This is a genomic window from Natronohydrobacter thiooxidans, assembly GCF_001884735.1.
In the GTDB taxonomy this organism is placed as follows: domain Bacteria; phylum Pseudomonadota; class Alphaproteobacteria; order Rhodobacterales; family Rhodobacteraceae; genus Roseinatronobacter; species Roseinatronobacter thiooxidans_A.
This window is the reverse complement of the sequence record NZ_MJAP01000002.1, coordinates 278,259-297,291: the sequence shown is the minus strand read 5'-3', so window position 1 is coordinate 297,291 and position 19,033 is coordinate 278,259. Positions and strand designations below refer to the sequence as shown.

General features: G+C 62.5%; 16 protein-coding genes. 5 read left to right on the top strand and 11 right to left on the bottom strand.

Features of this window, described 5'->3' with window-relative positions:
• The first annotated feature begins 93 nt into the window (after positions 1 to 93).
• On the top strand, positions 94 to 2,070 hold the full coding sequence (locus BG457_RS02430; protein WP_071795463.1) for a lytic transglycosylase domain-containing protein: 1,977 nt from the start codon (positions 94 to 96) through the stop codon (positions 2,068 to 2,070).
• Here BG457_RS02430 and BG457_RS02425 read toward each other — a convergent pair whose 3' ends face one another.
• From BG457_RS02425 to mutM, 8 genes are all read right to left on the bottom strand, one after another.
• Positions 2,071 to 2,691: a LysE family translocator gene (locus BG457_RS02425; RefSeq protein WP_071795381.1), complete on the bottom strand. Its 621-nt coding sequence runs from the start codon at positions 2,689 to 2,691 to the stop codon at positions 2,071 to 2,073.
• On the bottom strand, positions 2,688 to 3,119 hold the full coding sequence (locus BG457_RS02420) for a VOC family protein (RefSeq protein ID WP_139257516.1): 432 nt from the start codon (positions 3,117 to 3,119) through the stop codon (positions 2,688 to 2,690). Before BG457_RS02420 ends, BG457_RS02425 begins: the two co-directional genes overlap by 4 nt.
• 2 nt (positions 3,120 to 3,121) lie before the next feature.
• Complete coding sequence (gene recF / locus BG457_RS02415) at positions 3,122 to 4,216, bottom strand: DNA replication/repair protein RecF (protein ID WP_071795379.1); 1,095 nt, start codon at positions 4,214 to 4,216, stop codon at positions 3,122 to 3,124.
• Positions 4,217 to 4,306: 90 nt separating this feature from the next.
• Positions 4,307 to 5,425: a DNA polymerase III subunit beta gene (gene dnaN / locus BG457_RS02410; RefSeq protein WP_071795378.1), complete on the bottom strand. Its 1,119-nt coding sequence runs from the start codon at positions 5,423 to 5,425 to the stop codon at positions 4,307 to 4,309.
• A gap of 108 nt (positions 5,426 to 5,533) precedes the next feature.
• Positions 5,534 to 6,913 carry a chromosomal replication initiator protein DnaA gene (dnaA, locus tag BG457_RS02405; RefSeq protein ID WP_071795462.1) on the bottom strand — a complete coding sequence of 460 codons (1,380 nt, stop codon included), beginning with the start codon at positions 6,911 to 6,913 and terminating at the stop codon, positions 5,534 to 5,536.
• Positions 6,914 to 7,308: 395 nt separating this feature from the next.
• Positions 7,309 to 7,578 (bottom strand): 30S ribosomal protein S20, encoded by a 270-nt coding sequence (gene rpsT / locus BG457_RS02400; protein ID WP_071795377.1) that lies wholly within the window; start codon positions 7,576 to 7,578, stop codon positions 7,309 to 7,311.
• A gap of 155 nt (positions 7,579 to 7,733) precedes the next feature.
• A complete protein-coding gene (locus tag BG457_RS02395; protein ID WP_071795376.1) occupies positions 7,734 to 8,510 on the bottom strand; it encodes an enoyl-CoA hydratase in 777 nt (258 codons plus the stop codon).
• Between the two features lie 64 nt (positions 8,511 to 8,574).
• Complete coding sequence (gene mutM, locus BG457_RS02390; RefSeq protein WP_071795375.1) at positions 8,575 to 9,438, bottom strand: bifunctional DNA-formamidopyrimidine glycosylase/DNA-(apurinic or apyrimidinic site) lyase; 864 nt, start codon at positions 9,436 to 9,438, stop codon at positions 8,575 to 8,577.
• Positions 9,439 to 9,544: 106 nt separating this feature from the next.
• On the opposite strand from mutM, the gene ubiE reads away from it, so the two are divergent.
• Together ubiE and ubiB are read left to right on the top strand one after the other, a co-directional pair.
• Positions 9,545 to 10,297 (top strand): bifunctional demethylmenaquinone methyltransferase/2-methoxy-6-polyprenyl-1,4-benzoquinol methylase UbiE, encoded by a 753-nt coding sequence (gene ubiE / locus BG457_RS02385; protein ID WP_071795374.1) that lies wholly within the window; start codon positions 9,545 to 9,547, stop codon positions 10,295 to 10,297.
• 1 nt (position 10,298) lies between these two features.
• Positions 10,299 to 11,831 carry a 2-polyprenylphenol 6-hydroxylase gene (gene ubiB, locus BG457_RS02380; RefSeq protein ID WP_071795373.1) on the top strand — a complete coding sequence of 511 codons (1,533 nt, stop codon included), beginning with the start codon at positions 10,299 to 10,301 and terminating at the stop codon, positions 11,829 to 11,831.
• Positions 11,832 to 11,833: 2 nt separating this feature from the next.
• Here the strand turns inward: ubiB and BG457_RS02375 are convergent, their stop codons facing one another.
• Positions 11,834 to 12,505, bottom strand: coding sequence for a thiamine diphosphokinase (locus BG457_RS02375; RefSeq protein ID WP_071795461.1), 672 nt, complete (start codon positions 12,503 to 12,505; stop codon positions 11,834 to 11,836).
• A 137-nt stretch (positions 12,506 to 12,642) separates the two neighbouring features.
• On the opposite strand from BG457_RS02375, the gene BG457_RS02370 reads away from it, so the two are divergent.
• Positions 12,643 to 15,048, top strand: a complete 2,406-nt coding sequence (locus BG457_RS02370; RefSeq protein ID WP_139257509.1) for a hypothetical protein — start codon at positions 12,643 to 12,645, stop codon at positions 15,046 to 15,048.
• Between the two features lie 22 nt (positions 15,049 to 15,070).
• Here BG457_RS02370 and BG457_RS19785 read toward each other — a convergent pair whose 3' ends face one another.
• A complete protein-coding gene (locus tag BG457_RS19785) occupies positions 15,071 to 15,778 on the bottom strand; it encodes a hypothetical protein (protein ID WP_139257508.1) in 708 nt (235 codons plus the stop codon).
• A gap of 69 nt (positions 15,779 to 15,847) precedes the next feature.
• Here BG457_RS19785 and BG457_RS02365 point away from each other — a divergent pair, with 69 nt between their 5' ends.
• Entirely contained in the window at positions 15,848 to 16,375 is a 528-nt protein-coding gene (locus BG457_RS02365; RefSeq protein ID WP_139257507.1) for a hypothetical protein, read from the top strand.
• Between the two features lie 863 nt (positions 16,376 to 17,238).
• Here BG457_RS02365 and BG457_RS02355 read toward each other — a convergent pair.
• Positions 17,239 to 18,879: an alpha/beta hydrolase gene (locus tag BG457_RS02355; protein WP_175546710.1), complete on the bottom strand. Its 1,641-nt coding sequence runs from the start codon at positions 18,877 to 18,879 to the stop codon at positions 17,239 to 17,241.
• Positions 18,880 to 19,033 lie beyond the last annotated feature (154 nt).

Sequence of the window (19,033 nt, the reverse complement as noted above, 5' to 3'; positions counted from 1 at the left end):
GCCTTGGGCTGCTTTCGGAATTGTGTCTTGCTGCCCCGCCCGTGGCGGTTAGAACTATCCCGGATGATTTTCAAGGTGAAAAGAAGGCCCGTCATGCGCCATACTCCTCTCTCGGCGACGCTCCGGGGCGCTGCCATATTGGGGCTGTCCTGGCTTCTTGGTCAGCCCGCTTTCGCGCAGGGCACCGCGCCCCCGCCCCGCGCCGCCGGCTTGCTGGGCACCGCCATGGTCGCCGCGCAGGCCGGGCATCTGACCGAAGCGCTGGCGCAAGTCACCCCGATCCCGCCGGTTGCCGCCGACCTTGTACGCTGGCAGGCTCTGCGCGCCGGTCATGGCACGCTGAACGACTATATCCAGTTCCTTGATCACAATGCGCATTGGCCATTGATCAATCCGGTCCAGCGCAACGCGGAAAAGCTGATCGCCAACCAGCCCCCCGAGGCGATTCTGCAGTTCTTCGCCAAGCATGCCCCCATATCAGAAGAGGGGCTGCTTGCGCAGGTCTTTGCCTTGCGCGACAGCGGACAATCCGCCGAGGCCGAGGCCATCGCCCAGCGCCTGTGGCGTGAAGAGGGGCTGAGCGCCGAAGGCGAGTTGCGCCTGTTGCGGGCATTCGAGACCGCGCTGGCTGCAGAGCATGTCGCGCGCGTGGATATGCTCTTGTGGCGCGGCGAGCGCAACGCCGCGCTGCGCCATCTTGACCGGATAGACGAGGGCCAGCGCAGCCTCGCACGCGCGCGCATCGCCCTGCAGGAACGTGCCAATGGTGTGAATGCGCTGATCGACGCCGTGCCTGCCGGCCTGCAGACACATCCGGGCCTGATGCATGACCGCTTCGCGTTCCGGATGCGCGCGGGCAATACCGAAGGTGCTGCCGAGTTGCTCCTTGCCCAGTCGCGCCATGCAGATGGGCTTGGCGATCCCGAAGCCTGGGGCCGCAGTCGCGTCTTTCTGGTGCGCAATGCCCTGTCCGAGGGCGAATTTCAGCGCGCCTATGATCTGGCCACGCCCAACGGGCTGGAGGATGGTCTCTTCTTCGTCGATCTGGAATTTCTGGCAGGCTTTATCGCGCTGGAATATCTGGATGAGCCCGAGAAAGCGCTCAATCATTTCCGCGCGCTGCGCGTGCGCAGTTCCAGCCCGATCAGTCTGGGCCGCGCCGGTTTCTGGGAAGGGCGCACATATGAGCGGTTGGGCGATGCGATCTCTGCACAGGCAGCCTATGAATTCGGGGCCGAGCATCAGAGCGGTTATTACGGCCAGCTGGCGGCAGACCAGTTGGGCCAGTCCCTCGATCCCGCACTGATCGACGGGCCGGATTACCCGGACTGGCGCGAAACTTCGCTGGCAAACTCTGATCTTTTGCAGGCGGCCTTGTTGCTGCGCGAGGCCGGACAATGGCACGAAGCGCGCCGCTTCGTGATCTTTCTCGCCCGCCAACTGGAAACCGAAGCCGAACTCGGCGCGCTGGCAGATCTGATGCTGGCCCTGAATGAGCCGAATTTCGCGCTGAATGTAGCCAAGATCGCGGTGCAGTCCGAAATCGTGCTGCCGCGGGCCTATTTCCCGCTGACCGAACTGACGCAGGCAGAATTGCCCGCGCCGATGGATCTGGTCAAGGCCATCGCGCGGCGCGAAAGCGAGTTCGATCCCATCGTCGTCAGCCCGGCGGATGCGCGCGGGCTGATGCAGGTGCTGCCGGGCACAGGCCAGATGATGGCGCAAAAGCTTGGCCTGCCGTTTCAGGCCACCGATCTGACGACCAATCCGGCGCTGAATGCGCGACTTGGTGCCGCCTATCTGGCAGAGCTGCGCGAGGAATTCGGCCCCTCGCTGGCGCTGGTCGCAGCAGGCTACAATGCCGGGCCGGGACGGCCGCGCCAATGGATCCCGCGCCTTGGCGATCCGCGCGACACATCGGTGGATTTCATCACCTGGGTCGAAAGCGTGCCTTTCGCCGAGACGCGCAATTACATCATGCGTGTCGCGGAATCGCTGGTGGTCTACCGCTCAAAGCTGGCAGGCAGCCCGCAACCCATTGCGATGGAATCCCTTCTGCGCGGGCGCTGATCACGTCACGGCAATCACACCGCCGACGGCGATCAGCAAACCGCCTGCGATCCGGTTCGTGCGCGCAATGGCACGCCCCGATTTCAGCAGCGCGCGCGCTTTGTCGATCAGCAGCGCCAGCCCCAGATTGCCCAGCATCGGGATCGAGGCAGAGACCAGCAGGATCGCCATGATATCGGCCCATGTCAGCCGTGTCAGATCGAAGAAGCCCGGCAGCACCCCCATATAGAACAGGATTGCCTTGGGATTGGCCAGAATGACCGTCACCCCCGCCGCAAAACCCGCCGCCGCACCGGGGCGGGTCAGGCGGCTGTCGGCAGACAGATCCCGCGCGGCATGGCGGATCAGTTGCAGCCCCATGATCACGAACATCGCGACAGCGATCCATTTCATCGCCCCCAGCAGATCGCCATAGATCGACAGGATCCATGTCAGTCCGAATATCGCCGCCAAGGGCCAGAACATATCGCCCATGGCCACGCCGACCGCCAGAGGTGCCGCAGAAGCGAACCCGCCCGACATCGCCCGCGCGGTCAGCGCCACCCAGACCGGACCGGGGGTCAGAAACAGGATCAGGATAGCCCCGGCATAGAATGCCAGTTCCAGAAATGTGATTGTCATGTTGCCTCGGGCAAGGTCAGGCTGCCATCTTCGGCAAGCGGCCAGAACGGATTATGCGCCAGTTCCCAGACATGGCCATCAGAATCGGCGTAATAGCCGGAATAGCCGCCCCAGAACACCGCCTCCGGGGCTTTCAGTTCCTTGGCCCCGGCGGCCAGCGCCTTGGCAAAAGCCGCATCCACATCCTCACGCGTCGCGAAATTCTGCGCCAGCGTCATCGCACCGGTGCCAAGCGCAGCCCCCTCCCGGCCCTGATCCTTGGCCAGATCGGCCAGTCCGAACAGCCCCAGAACCTGCCCCTGCATCTGATAGAAGGCAACGCCTTCGCTTTCCCCGGCGACCTTCCAGCCCAGTTGCGCATAGAAGCGACGCGCGCGGTCCAGATCGGCAACGCCCAGAGTGATCAGACTGACGCGCTGGCATGGCAGGCTCATGGTGTTGTCTCCTTCAGTTGCGAGAGGCCCTCGACCTCGGTCACGTCGAAATGCTGTGCACGGGCCCCCAGTTCGGAAAACAGTTCAGCCCCGGTGCCGGTCAGAAAAGCCTGCGCGCCAAGACCGCAGATCGCGTCATAAAGCGCCGCGCGCCGCGCCGCGTCAAGATGCGCCGCCACTTCATCCAAGAGCAGGATCGGCGGAGCGCCGCGCATCCGGCTCAGCGCGCGCGCATTGGCCAGCAGGATGGAAATCAGCATCGCCTTCTGTTCGCCGGTGGAACACTGCGCGGCCTGCATGCCTTTTGCCGTCCAGATCGCCCCCAGATCGGCGCGGTGCGGGCCGGTCAGACTGCGCCCGGCGGCCATGTCGCGCCGTCGCCCCTCGGCCAGTGCCGTCGCCAGATCATCGGGGTCGGCGGGCGCCTCGCAATTCAGCGTCAGCTCCGCCTCGGGAAAAGGTCCGTCCGGGTCGCCATGCTCGGCCAGCGCCGCGAGCGCATGCGCCCGGTTCGCCGTCAGTTGCGCCCCGGCCTGCGCCATCTGCGCCTCAAGCGCCGCGTACCAGCCCGAATCCGTCACCCCCTCGCGCAGCAGGCGGTTGCGCTCGCGCATGGCTTTCTCATAGGCAAGGGTGCGCCCCGCATGATCAGGACGGAAACTCAGAACGATCCGGTCCAGAAACCGCCTGCGCCCTTCCGGGGCCTCCAGCCAGAGCCGGTCCATCGCCGGCGTCAGCCACAGCATCGCGGCAAGTTCGCCCAGCGCGGTCTGCGGCGCGAGTTTCTCGTCAATCCGCACCATGCGGCTTTGTCCGGGTTCGGCCCATGTCTCGATCAGGCGCGGCCCGTCCGGCATGGCCATTTCGGCGCGGATTTTCCACCCCAGCGCTTGCGGGCGCCGGGCGATTTCATCCTGCGCCGCGCGGCGCAACCCGCGTCCGGGCGAGAGCAGCGAGACCGCTTCCAGAAGATTGGTCTTGCCCGCACCATTGCGGCCCGACAGCACCACAGGCCGCCCGTCGAACTGCGCCCGCATGCGCAGATGCGAGCGGAAATGCGAGAGCAGGAGTGAGGCGACATGAACCGGCATGGACAAGCGGTAGAAAGTTTCGCGCCAAACTTCCAGCAACAAAAAGCCCCGCGCGCGGGCGGGGCTCTGAAACGACGCATAGACCGGGGATTACACCCGCATCGGCATCACCACATAAACCGCGCTGGTATCATTGCCTTCCCGCATCAGGGTCGGATCACCGGAAGAGTTGAACATGAAGACCGCATTCTCGCGATCCACCTGGCTGGCGATTTCCAGCAGGTATTTCGCGTTGAAGCCGATCTCCAGCCGCTCATCGCCATAGGCCACGATCAGTTCTTCCTCGGCCGCGCCGGAATCGGGCGCGTTGACGGAAAGCACCAGCTTGTCATCTTCCAGCGCAAGCTTCACCGCGCGCGAGCGCTCCGACGAGACCGTTGCCACACGGTCCACGGCCTTGGCAAATTCGGCGGCATCCACTTCCAGCCGCTTGGCATTCTGGGTGGGAATGACGCGGGTGTAATCGGGGAAAGTCCCGTCAATCACTTTCGAGGTCAGGGTGATATCCGGCGTCGCAAAACGTACCTTGGTTTCCGACACGGACACCGCGATTTCCATGTCATCCTCTTCCAGCAGCTTGCGCAACTCGCCCACCGTCTTGCGCGGGACGATCACACCGGCCATGGACTCGGCCCCTTCAGGCAAGGCCGCATCAATCCGGGCCAGCCGGTGCCCGTCGGTCGCAACGCAGCGCAGAACCCGCCCCCCCTCGCCCTCGGCCACATGCATATAGACGCCGTTCAGATAATAGCGCGTCTCTTCGGTCGAAATCGCGAATTTCGCCTTGTCGAACAGGCGGCGCAGCACCTTTGCCGGGGCCGAGAAATTGGCGCTGTACTCGCTCGACGCCATCACCGGGAAATCCTCTTTCGGCAAGGTCGCCAGCGAAAACACCGACCGCCCGGCAGAGACCTGCAACCGCCCGGTGCGCGGGTCATTGATCAGTTCGACCAGCGCGCCATCCGGCAGCTTGCGGATAATCTCATGCAGCAACACCGCAGAGACTGTCGTGGCGCCAGCGTTTTCCACCATCGCGGGCGCGCGATCCACCACCTCGATATCCAGATCGGTCGCGCGCAGCCGGACATTGCCCTCATCAGCCTCGATCAGGACATTCGCAAGGATCGGGATCGTGTTGCGACGCTCGACAACAGATTGAGCCTGTGACACGGCCTTGAGCAAAACGGCCCGTTCAATGCTGATCTTCATGTCATAAGTCCTATTGTCTGACAGGCCGCTACGGCCCCATCGGGGACCGCGAGCCTAGTCAATTTTGCACTGGCGACAAGAGGGAATCTCACAATGTCGCGTGCAGCATCAGTTTTCCAGAAGCCTGCGCAGCAGTTCGATATCTTCGTTCAGCTGGCTGTCCGCCGCGCGCATTTCCTCGACCTTGCGCACGCCATGCAGGATCGTGGTGTGGTCGCGCCCGCCAAACCGACGCCCGATTTCCGGCAGCGACCGCGAGGTCAGTTCCTTCGACAGATACATCGCGATCTGGCGCGGGCGCGCGATGGTGCGGGTGCGCTTCGGCCCCAGCATGTCGGATAGGCGAATATTGAAATGCTCCGCCACCTTGCGCTGGATCTCCTCGACCGTCACCCGCCGCTCCGAGGTGCGCAGGATATCGGACAGGCAATCCTGCACCATATCCATGGTGATTTCCTGCCCGATCAGGCTGGAAAACGCGAAAAGACGCTGCAGCGCCCCCTCAAGCACGCGCACATTGTTGCTGATGCGATGCGCCAGAAACTCGAAGATCCCGTCGCTGATGGTCACGCTGCCATAGGATTGGGCAAAATGCGCGGCCTTGCGCTGCAGGATGCCCAGGCGCAATTCGTAATTCGTCGGGTGCAGGTCCACGACCAGACCGCATTGCATCCGCGACGAGATCCGTGCTTCCAGATCCTTGATCTCACCGGGCGCGCGATCGGCAGAGATCACGATCTGCTTGTTCTGATCCACCAGCGCGTTGAAGGTGTGGAAGAATTCTTCCTGCGTGCTGTCCTTGCCTGCGATGAACTGCACATCATCGACCATCAGGACATCCACCGAGCGGAAGATATTCTTGAAATCCATGATCTCGCGGTCCCGCAGCGCCTGCACGAAGCGATACATGAATTTCTCTGCGGACAGATACAGCACCTGCAGATCGGGGCGCTTCTCGGTCAGTTCCCAGGCAATCGCCTGCATCAGATGGGTCTTGCCCAAGCCCACGCCACCATAGAGGAAAAGCGGATTGAAGGTCACCGCCCCGCCTTCGGCGACACGTCGCGCGGCAGCATGGGCCAGTTCATTCGGCTTGCCGACAACGAAATTGTCGAAATTCAGCTTGGGGTCCAGGACGGTGCCTTGCAGCACGTCATCGCCGGATACGGGCGCGCGCGCGGCCTCGGCCTTTGGCCGCGCGGCAACTGCGCCGCTGACCACGAAATCAAGCCGTGTGACATCGGTGCCGGAATTGCGGATCAGGGTCAGGATCTGATCGTGATAGTTGCGCTTGACCCAATCACCCACAAAACGCGACGGCGCCCGGAAATGCGCAACCCCTTCCTTGATCGCAAGGCATTCAAGTGGTTCTATCCAGCTCTTGTGATTGCTCTCCCCGACTTCCCGCCGCAATTCATTCGATATCCCTGCCCAGCTATCTGTCACTTCGCACCCCAGCCTGTTTTCTTCGTTCCACGCAAAGCGCATCGAAACGTTTTTTGGCAGCGCCGAATCGGACAACGGCGCCTGCAGACATACTTGTCCAAGACATGGCTGATCGCCCGCAACAGGGATCAGAATGTTCTTACAGTAGTGTCATGCCCCGACGCTCTTCACCGCACCCAGCACCCAAGATCACATTGTCGTATCGCAGACGACGATATCTGGCCGCATGGACCAGATAGCCACTGTTCAGTCCCCCCAAGGCCTTCCCGAGTCGCTGAGTGACATTACCAACCGACACAGAATAACCGCAACCGAACAACAGACTTGACTGTCACTCCGGTGACAAAGAATCGGATCGATGCGGCAAATCTGCATCTTGAGCAGGCATGAAAAAAGGTGCCCGAAGGCACCCTTTATTCCGCATATCATGCGAAAAATTACTGCGCGCTCAATGCCTTGACGCGCGACGAGAGGCGCGACATCTTCCGGGCAACAGTGTTCTTGTGCAGCACACCCTTGGTCACACCGCGCGCCAGTTCCGGCTGCGCCTGACGCAGGGCTTCCTTTGCGTCATCTGCATTGCCCGATGCGAGCGCTTCCTCGACCTTGCGCAGGAAGGTGCGGATACGCGAGCGGCGTGCTTTGTTGACTTCGGTGCGGCGCTCGATCTGACGCGCGCGTTTCTTCGACTGGGGCGTATTTGCCATGGGTTCTCGTCTTTCGGTTCCGTTTCAAAACTGTCGCACAACGGCCCCGCGACTGGTCTGACCGACCAGTTCCGACTCATGCCTTTAGCGGGCCCACGCGCATGTGGCGCTGCACATACGCCAGATACAGGCGAAAGAAAAGCGCGAATCGCAGATCAGCTGTCGCGGAATTGCGGCTGGCGCTTTTCCAGAAAGGCCGACATGCCCTCTTTCTGATCGTCAGTGCCGAACAGGCTGTGGAATACCCGCCGCTCGAAGAGCAACCCTTCGCGCAGCGTGGTCTCATAGCTGCGATTGACGGCTTCCTTGACCACCTTGACCGTGATCTGCGATTTCTCGGCGATCTTGGCCGCTGCGGCCATCGCCTCTTCCATCAGTTTCTTGGCGGGCACGACCCGGCTGACCAGCCCCGAGCGCTCGGCTTCCTCGGCATCCATGAACCGGCCTGTCAGATGCATGTCCATCGCCTTTGACTTGCCCACAAAGCGCGTCAGGCGCTGCGTCCCCCCGATTCCCGCCACGACACCAAGGTTGATCTCGGGCTGGCCGAACTTGGCCGTATCGGCGGCGATGATGAAGTCGCACATCATCGCCAGCTCGCAGCCTCCGCCCAGCGCATAGCCTGCCACAGCGGCAATGATCGGCTTGCGGATACGCAGGAATGCCTCGGTCTCGGGTCCGAACATGTCCTGCTCGAACATGTCCACAAAGCCCTTCTCGGACATTTCCTTTATATCGGCGCCAGCGGCGAAAGCCTTGTCAGACCCGGTGATGACGATGCAGCGCACCTTGTCATTCTTGTCGGCGGCGCTCAGGGCCTCGACCAACTCACCCAGAAGGGTGCTGTTGAGCGCGTTGAGGGCATCGGGGCGGTTGAGGCGGATCAGTGCGACATGATTCTCGATATCGACGATCAGCGTTTCATAGGCCATGTGGCGGCACCTTGGTTGTGGCTGTCAGGCCCCTTGGCATAACAGCTTGGCGCATGGGTTCAAGTCATCTCTGGCAGGACGGGCAGTAGAAGGTCGAGCGCCCGGATTGCACGATACGGCGCACGGTATCCCGGCAATCCGGCGTCACACAGGGCGCGGCCTCGCGTCCATAGACGCGGAAGGAATGCTGGAAATACCCAAGCTCGCCATTGGCTTGACGGTAGTCGCGCAGCGAAGACCCCCCTGCCTCGATCGCCTCCAGAAGAGTCGCGCGGATCGTATCGGTCAGGGTCGAAATCCGCGCGGCGCTGATCCGTCCGGCCGGGCGCTCCGGGCGAATGCCTGCCCGGAAAAGCGCCTCGCAGACATAGATATTGCCCAGACCCGCAACGATTCGCTGATCCAGCAGCGCCGCCTTGATCGGGGTTTTTCGACCTGCCAGACGGCTGGCCAGATATCCCGCGTGAAAGCCGTTGCCCAGCGGTTCCGGCCCGATACTGGCCAGCAGCGGATGCGCCTCCAGCCGGTCGGTCGCGCAAAGATCCATCGCCCCGAACCGGCGCGGATCGTTGAACGTCACGCGCGCGCCCTGCCCCATGTGAAAGATCACATGATCATGTTTTTCAATCGCCGGATGGTCAAAATGGAACTGCCCCGGCACATGCGGCGCGCTCAGCCCCGAAATCACTATCCGCCCCGACATGCCCAGATGAATGATCAGGCTCTCGCCCCGGTCCAGATCGGCAAGGATGTATTTCGACCGCCGCCGCAACTGCGACACGCGCGCCCCGGTCAGCCGCGCCGCCATATCCGGCGGAAACGGCCAGCGCAGATCGCCCCGGCGCAACTCGGCCCTTGCGATCACCTGCCCCTCCATCGCGGGGGCAAGACCGCGCCGCACGGTTTCGACTTCGGGCAATTCGGGCATGATCGCGGTCCTGACTGTCACGGGGTCGCATTGTATCGCCCCCCAAACACCCTATAAGGAAGCACAAAGCGCCCCGGCAAGGGGCAGAACGTGGAGCATGGCCGCGATGACCGGGACAGACAGAACCACCCATTTCGGCTTTCAGACCGTGGATGAAGACCAGAAAGCCGGTCTGGTGCAGGGGGTATTCACCTCGGTTGCCTCGAAATACGATGTGATGAATGACCTGATGTCCGTGGGTATTCACCGCATCTGGAAAGACGCGATGATGGACTGGCTCGCCCCGCGCCCCGGTCAGAAATTGCTGGATGTGGCGGGCGGCACCGGCGATGTGGCCTTCCGCTTCCTTGGCCGCGCGGGCGAGAGCGCGCAGGCCACGGTTCTGGACCTGACCGAATCCATGCTGATCGCAGGGCAGCAACGCGCCGAAGCCGCGAATATGGCCCATCAGCTTGACTGGATTGTGGGCGATGCGATGGCGCTGCCCTTCGCGGCCAATACATTCGATGTCTACACAATCAGCTTCGGCATCCGCAACGTGACCCGGATCGAGGAGGCGCTGTCAGAGGCGTTCCGCGTCCTGCGTCCCGGCGGGCGCCTGATGGTGCTGGAATTCAGCCAGATCCCGAATGAGTTGCTGCAGAAAGCCTATGATCTCTATTCCTTCAATGTGATTCCGGCGATGGGCCAGATCGTGACCGGCGACCGCGACAGCTATCAGTATCTGGTCGAATCGATCCGCCGCTTCCCCGATCAGGACCGCTTCGCCGAAATGATCCGCGCGGCAGGGTTCGAGCAGGTCAAATACCGCAACCTGTCGATGGGCATCGCGGCTTTGCATTCGGGCTGGAAGATCTGAGATGGTCTCGGGCGTCTTCAATCTCTGGCGGCTGATCCGCACCGGCGCCACATTCGAGCGCACGGGCGCCATGGCCGTGGTGCTGGAAAAGATGAATGTGCCGCCCCGCCTGCGCGTCGCCGCGCGGATTCTGGGCTGGCCGTTCAAATGGCTGGGGTTGAGGGGCGATCCGGCCCTGCCACCCCTGACCCGCGCGCTGACCGCCCTTGGCCCGGCCTATATCAAATTCGGCCAGACCCTTGCGACCCGCCCCGATGTGGTGGGGCAGGAACTGGCCGATCAGCTGCGCTATCTGCAGGACCAGTTGCCCCCCTTCCCCCGCGCCGTCGCCCTCGACGTCATCGCCGAGGAACTCGAACGCCCGGTAGCGGAACTGTTCCGCGATATCTCCGAGCCGGTCGCCGCCGCCTCGATCGCGCAGGTCCATTCGGCCTGTCTGGCCGATACCGGCGCGCGGGTGGCGATCAAGGTGCTGCGCCCCGGTGTCGAACGCGCCTTTCGCACCGATATCTCCGCCTTCTATTTCGCCGCGCGGATGATCGCGATTCTTCTGCCCAAAACCCGCCGCCTGCGCCCGCTGGACGTGATCGCGCATTTCGAATCCGTGGTCGAAGCCGAACTGGACCTGCGCCTAGAAGCCGCCTCTGCCGCCGAGTTTGCCAAGAACACGACCGATGATACCGGATTCCGCGTACCCCTTCCGCATTGGAACCTCTCGTCGCGCCGGGTAATGACGCTCGATTGGGCCGAGGGTGTGTCACTGGGCGACAATGCCGCGCTCGACCGGCTGGGCCTGGACCGCGCGGAACTGGGCACCCGCGTCCTGACCCTGTTTCTCAGCCATGCGCTGCGCGACGGGCTGTTTCACGGCGACATGCATCAGGGCAATATGAAGGTCACGCCGACCGGCGAGATCATCGCCTTCGATTTCGGCATCATGGGGCGCATCGACATGCTGACCCGCCGCGCCTATGCCGAAATCCTCTATGGGTTCATCCAGAAGGATTACCGCCGCGTGGCGGAAGTCCATTTCGAGATGGGCTATGTCCCGGCGGATCGCGATATCGACGAATTCGCCCGCGCGCTGAGCGCCGTGGGAGAGCCCATTTTCGGCATGGATGCGCGCCATATCTCGATGGCCCGCCTGCTGGCCTATCTGTTCGAAGTCACCGAGCGCTTCGGCATGGAAACCCGCACCGAACTGATCCTGCTGCAACGCACCATGGTCGTGGTCGAAGGGGTCGCGCGCTCGCTTCATCCCGAAATCAACATGTGGCAGACCGCGCGCCCTGTGGTCGGGGATTACATCCGCGACAGTATCGGCCCCAAAGCACTCGCGCGCGATCTGGCCCAGACCCTGCGCATCCTGACCCGGTTCGGACCACATCTGCCGCGCCTTGCCGAAGAGGCGCTGATCGCACAGGCACAGGGCGGCAAATCTGCAACGCCCCCGCGCCTGATCGGCCCTGTCACCGGCGCCATGATTGGTGCGGCGCTTGTTGCGCTGGGTGTCGGGCTGGGCGCGCTGCTATAGCCTCACAGCCAGTCCGGCCCCTCGGGCAGTCGCCGGACGATCTGTTCCAGACAGTCGCGCTCCAGCAGCACCAGCATACCGGGCCTGTCAAACTCCAGATCCACCCGCGCCTGATCCGCATGGTTTGATGTGCCGATCGTCTCTGCCGGAGAAAAATGCAGGCCCTCTATCGGCCAGTGCAACCCCGCAGAGCGGCCCGTGACCGCCGCCATGGGAAAGAGCGAGACACGCGCGCCGGGGTCCAGATCAAGGCTGATCCGTGGCGGGGCGAGAAAGCAGATATCTTCGGCGCAAAGCAGCACGACCCGCGCCCGCCCGTGCCAGACCAGCGATGTCATCGCCGCCAGAGTATGATCCAGCCGCGCCCCGTCGAAGCCCAGACCAATGATGACCGGGGCCGAAATCCGGCTCAGGCATTTATCGAAATCCGTGCTGTCCTGATCGGGAACATGCAGGACACGCGCCCCCAGCCGGTCGCGCAAGGCGGGATCAAGCGAGTCCAGATCACCGATAACACGCTCCGGCACCCTGCCAGCGGCGCACAGCCCGTTGGCCCCGCCATCGGCGGCCACCAGCACGGGGGCCAGCAAAAGCGCCCGCTCCAGATCGGCTTTTGCATAGCGCCCACCCCCGACTAGGGTCACACCATTGAGAGTATCGACAGACAAATTCATCGCTATAGACTCATGATTCAGGCGAATCGCCACAGTTTTGGCCACATTCAGATCATTAAAAAACCTAAGTCTGAACATGTAATCGCTCATCTGCTCTGAGAGTGTTGCCGGGTATAAGTTAGGAAAGCGAGCACAGTATGGTTGGTCCCAACAAGATACTTACAGTATCCTACGGCACGTTTTCGTGCACGCTGGAAGGGTTCGACGAGCCTTTCGGCACAATGAAAGCCATTGCCGAGTATTTCCGCGACCTCGCCTCCGAGGATCGCTATTTCGGCGCCGAACCCCCGACGCCGGACGCGGAAATGCTGCATCGGATCGCCGAGCGCGAGATCCAGCGCCGTGTCGAAGCGCGCGTTCAGGAGAATGGAATCCTGCTGCGACAGGCCGCCGAGGTCATGCCCGCCGCTGCAGTACCTGCAACGGCAGTCACGGCGCCCGCCGCGATTTCCGCTGGCCAAACCGCCGCCGTCACGACCGAAGCCGCAGAAGACACAGACCAAGGCAACGCCCCGGCAGTGCCCGAGATGGAAACGCCCGTAACGGAAACGCCTGTCGCGGCCGAACCCGCTGGTGATGTCGACACGGCACCAGAAATCGGGATGGCGCCGCAGGAACCGGAAGCCGCAGAGGCTGACACCCCGGTTGCGGACACCGCCGAAACACCGCAAGCCACGGACACAGATGCCGCAGCGCCCCAGATCAGCGCAGTCGCGCCTTCCTCGCCTGCGGCGCAGGAACTTGGCGACAAACTGGCACGAATCCGCGAGGCTGTTGCCAGATCGGCAGTCGCTCCGCTCGCTGAAGCCGTGGTGGCTGAAGCTGCAACCGCAGAGCCTGAGCCTGTCGAAGCCGACGCCGAATCGCTGACGGAAACCGCGCTCGATACGCAGGCACCCGTCACAGATCTGACCGATCCGGAGCTTTCCGAAACTGATCTCGTCGCGGAAACGCTTTCGACCAGTCCGGATGCGGCAGAGGGCAGCGAAGATGACAGCGCCATCGCCGATGATTCGCATCACGAAGATGCCCCACTTGGCCTCGATGAATTGCCCGAGGACGTGGCGGAAACTGCGACCGTTAAAGCTGCGCACGCTCACCCGCAGCCAGAGGCCCAGGTCTGGGACTTCGAAGACGATGCCGCCGAGGAAACGGAACTCTATGATGAAGAGAGCGAGGATTCGAGCCTTGCTGCGCATTTCGCCAAGGTCGATGCCGATGAAGAAGATGATGATGACGATTATCTGACCGACGAGACAGCCAACACCACGGCCCTCGAAGCAGAGCCCGATCTGGCCCCTTACGAGGAAGCCGTGCATGGCGATGATTTTCTCGACGAATCGCTATCGCCTGCCCCGGAGTCCGAATCGGAGCTTGATGAAGAGACCGCACTTGAGTCGGATACAGAGACAGAACATGCTGCGCCGGTTGCACAGGGCGACGCGACTGACGAGACGGCAGATGCCGCCAGCACTGCGGCGCTGCGGTCGCAAATCCAGGGCATTCTCGGCAATACAGGTCTGCGCGCAGAGGACGAAGCGGAACTGATCGGTGAGCTGGCCGAGATCGAGCGGACGGCACAAAAGCAGCGCGGCTCGAAAGCCAAGATGGTCTTCGGTGCGCTGGCCGATGACACGGATGACACGGCGAACCGGCTCATGGAAACCGCCCATGCCGAGCTTGGTCAACATGATGCGCTGCGCCGCCGCGACACATTCGAGCACATGCGCGTTGCTGTGGATGCCGCCCGCGCGGAAGAAGAAGCCAGCGGTCCGCGCCGCCGTGAGCTTGTCCATGAGCGCGAGGTGGAACGCTACAAAGGCGATATGGACACGCCCGAACTGCTGGAACCCGCGATTGCGCGCGCGAAGGAAACCGCGCAACGCCGCGACATGACGGCGACCGACACAGCGGATCTGGTGAAATCCGCGCCTGAGTCGGCCCCTGAGGTGGCTGAAGACGCGTCTGCTGACACCGGTCCCGTCATCGCGGAACCGGTCGAATCGTGCGCGACGCCCAGCCAGAGTGCTGCTGTGACCAAAGCCTTACCACGCCGTCCGGCCCCGATCAGCAAGGAACGTTCGGTCCGGCCGGAAGCGGCGCGCGCGCCGCTGGTGCTGGTATCGGAACAGCGCATCGACGCGCTTGAGCGCCGTGGCCCGGTGCGACCGCGCCGCGTCCAGTCAGCGGGCGCCATCGGCATTGACGTCGCGAACATGAATTTCGATGCGGCGTCATCATCGGCCGATCATCAGGCTTTTCGGGATTTCGCAAAGGAAGTCGACGCCTGGCTGCTCGACGAACAGATCGAAGCCGCCGCCGCCTTCGCCACGCATATCAAGGGGCAGGCGACCTTCTCGCGAATCGAGCTGATGACCTATGTCGTTGCTTTCAATGACGGAAAAACAATCTCGCGCGACGACATGCTACGCGGATTCGGCACCCTGCTGCGCGAAGGGCGGTTGGAGCGGGGGGTGGGGGGGTTTTGTCTTTCGGCAGGGTCCGAATTCGAGGAACCCGCCCGCAGACGCGCCGCCCGCTGAGAGAAAAAACACAGGCCCCGGATCACCTTGGGGCCTGTTCTTCATGTAGCCCGGCCCCGGATTCCTCGGGTCGGGCTTTTTTCATGATGTGAAAAACGATTTCATAATCTAGGGGTGTGCGGCGATCCGCACCCGGCCCAACCCGCGCACCAGAATGCACCTCCACCAGCTTGGGCAGGCTGCGCCGCAAGCGCTGCCCACGGGGGGACGGGCCTTGCGGCCCGTTGCCTTCGGCGAGAGTATTTTTCGGCAAGATGAAGTCAGGGGGGCGTGAAAGCGGGCTGTGGCGCAAGCTGATCGGGAAGGGCGCGTGGGCCTGTTCTTCATGTGCCCCGGCCCCGGAATCCTCGGGTCGGGATGTCCTCATGATACGAAAACCGATTTCATAATCTCTCGGAGCGAGCGGCGATCCGCAAAGCACCTGCACTGCCGATCCCGGACGGCGATCCTTGCCCCGCTCCAACCTGCGAGCGCCAGTAGTATTGATTTCGGCGCGAACCGCGTTGATGTCAGTAAGCGATTTAGAGCAATACCGAAAGCACTCAAAGGCAAACACCCCATCCAATAGGGCATTATGCAATCTGAACGGCAGCAAATGACAAGCGAAGAACAAGGCAAGCGGCTTGCAAAGCAAAAGGAGCGCGAAAAGCGGAGAAATGCGCAATCGGCAGCAGTTTTCGCTTGCCGCCTCTGTCCTTCTGTGTTTAGCTGATGAAATGAGAAGAGCCACACAATGCTGTGTGGCCCCCTCTGGGGTAGGACTGCAATCCAATGACCCCCGCTAGATATGGAGATGACTATGCCGGAACATGTCGATTCCGTCAACAGGGTAGCTGCGTTTTTTCGCGAGCAAGCGAACACTTCCTCGGCTCAATGGAGGGAGAAGTTTACGACTTTCGCTGCGCAGCTTGAGGGTGCAAGCCAAGAGTTGGTTAAGCTCTATGGGTTAACCAGCGCCCTTCCTCCAGACCTTGGAAACATACACGACCTCCCGCCTGATCTTCTTGAGGAACTTGCCATCACAAAAGGTGATGAGCTTGACGACCAACTCGTCACGGTCATCAATGCGTATGGTGGAGAGGCCTCTTTGGATCAGATACTGGTGGGCCTTTACCGAAAATTTCAGGTCAAGCAAAAGCGCAGGTTTTTGCAGAATAAGCTGTATCGCATGACTACGGTGTGGAGCGTTGAGGGTCGAAAGGGCATCTACACCACTACCCAGCCTCAGGCGGGGTTGCTGACCCCGGTTTCAAGTGAGCATAGCCAAGCGGGCCTAAGCGAAGTCAAGGTGCAAGCGGTAGAGGAAGAAACGGATATCCCATTTTGAAGAACGCCCCGCACAAGGCGGGGCGTCATTGATTGCGGGCGGCAGGCGCTAGGGCGGGTTTCCCATCCATCCCCTAGGGGGTTCGACTCCCCTCGTCCGCTCCCTGACCCCCTTCCACAAGGGGTCATGCAGAACTCCCCTTCCACAAGGGAGTGATTAGCCAGAGGCAACAACGGGTCCAACCTTGTCCGCCTCTGGCTAATTCATCTATTCACGCGATGCTGCTTAGTCAACTTTAGACTGCAGTGAGTCGATGACGGAAAAAGACACTTCATCACTCGGAAAGTCCAAGGAAGCCCCCCGTGAACTCGCGCGTGAACAACGACGAAACCGCATTCAACGCGACGCTGCGAAAGCAGCGTGAAGCAGAAGCCGGGCGATAAGAAGCCGTCAGACCACAAATAAGGTGCAACAACACCGCAATTCGCGGAGTTTTCCGATACCATGACAAACGTTGAAACCCGAACGCAGTAACCTGTATCACGCCCCTCGGCCAAGGGCTTTCAGTATCGCGTTCACCGTGTCAGTCCTTACCGCAATCGGATCAACCTCGACAGACAGAACAGTGTCGCAAAGAGGGCAGCAGTGCGCGATTGAGTTGAGCTTGATGTTCCCGAAGCTCTGCCTGCTCTCAACCCCTTTGAAACGAACATAAGTGATGACCTTTTCGCACTTCGGGCACTTAGCCATGTCATGAATCCCCGAGTATAAAAGATCGAGTCTGCCGTGCAGGTACTGGTTTGTCAAAATACAATCGCTCATCTTCCGCCGGACGAAAACCACTTCACGACCCCTCGCCTCGCGCACAAACCACCAGCCCCCCGCCCGCTTCGCGCGCGCCCACCACAGGCCACACCCTCCCCCTACCGCCCCCGCGCCTCGACCAGCGCGTCGATGCGCTCTTGCGGCCAGTCCGGCAAGTCCAGCAGCATGGCCCATGCGCGGGCATAGGTGGCGAAATCATAGGTATGCCCGAAACCCGCAGGCGGCTTGACCGCTGTCATCGTATCGACCGCCAGTTGCAGCACCGTGACCACCGGCAGCCAGCGAAACTCGGGCGAGACATCCGGGCCGCGCGGCGCGCTCATCCAGGGCGGGCGGCGCCATGTGGCGCGCGGATCGAAGAACACCACCGCATCGCTTGCATGCTGCAGATAGAGGATGCGAAACCCGCCCCAGCGCGCCGAGACCCGCGATGTCAGACCCGTCTGGTTCATGAAGCGCACCGCACTGCCATCGCGGTAATCCGGCAGCCATGCGGGGCTGCCACGGTTGCGGTTGCGCGTCACTTCCTGCCATGTGGGGCTGCTGAAGGGCGGGCCGACCCATAGCGCCCCGTTGAAAGGATCGCTCACAACCTGATGCAGGTCATGGCTCAGGTCGGAATTGAGCGCGCCGAGGCTCAGCCCGTTGAGATAGAGCGCGGGACGTTCGGCGCGTGGCAGGCTGCGCCAGTGATCATAGACCGCCGAGAAGACCTCGCGCGCGGTCTCCATGCCATATTCGGAATCGGTCAGCAGCGCGATCCAGCTTGCAACATAGGAATATTGCACCGAGACCGTGGCCACATCGCCGCCCAGCAGATATTCCAGCGCCTGCTGGCCCGCCGGGTCCACCCGGCCGGTGCCGGTGGGGGTCGCGATCACCAGCGTGCTGCGCGAAAAGGCGTCGATGCGCCGGAGTTCCGCCAGCGCCAGTTGCGCGCGCTCTGCCGGATCGGGGGCTGAGTTCAGACCGACATAGACGCGCAGGGGCTCCATCGCCTCTGCCCCGGTCAGCGCCGTGATGCGGGCCTGATCCGGGGCAGCGGCGATCATGGCGCGGCCCATGCGACCCAGACTTTCCCATTCGATCAGCGATCCTTCCGCCCCGGTCTTGAGCGGATCCTGCGGGCGGGGGCTTGCCTCGTCGAAGAGCTCATCGAGCCCGGCATAGACGCGATCGAAAAAGCCCAGCGTGTTGCGGATGATCACGCCATTGCCGATATTCCAGAACAGGATCGCTGTGAGCAGGATCGAGATCAGCGCCGCCTGCGGGCCGGGCAGCACCCGCGCGATCCCGGCGGCGAGCCGTTGCATGAACAGGCCCGCGAGCCGCAGGACCCACAGGACGAGGAGGAACACAGCGAGGGCGCCCAGGGCGATGGAGAAGGGGCGCGCGGTCTCGACCGGGGGCATGGCGAGAAGCGCGCGCAATCCGTTCTGCCAGTCCGACGCCAGCCAGAGCGCGATACCTGCCGCAAGCAGGCATAAGAGCCCGGTCAGCAGGCGCAGGCGCATCTGCCACTTCGCGCGCGCCACCGGCAGCTCAAGCCTGTGCCACAGGAAGGAGATCGCCAGCCCCACCGCATAGCCTGCCAGAAGCGAGACGCCACTGAGCAGCGCCTGCACCAGCGTCTCGCGCGGCACGAGGCTGGGGGTCAGCGAGGCGATGAAGAACAGCGCCGCAATCGGCACAGCGGGGAGAACGGGCTTTGGCAACAGGGCTGTCAGGGTTTTTTGCATGCACATTCACCGGTTTCGGGGCGCGGCGTGGGGCGGCGCGGCTGCGCCGGGCCAGTAGCTCGACCGCATATGCCATGCCTGACCCCGCGCGGTGCCAAGACCTAGGGCAGGCCCCCCCGCAAGGCAAGTCATCGTGCCGATTGGCCTGTTTTTG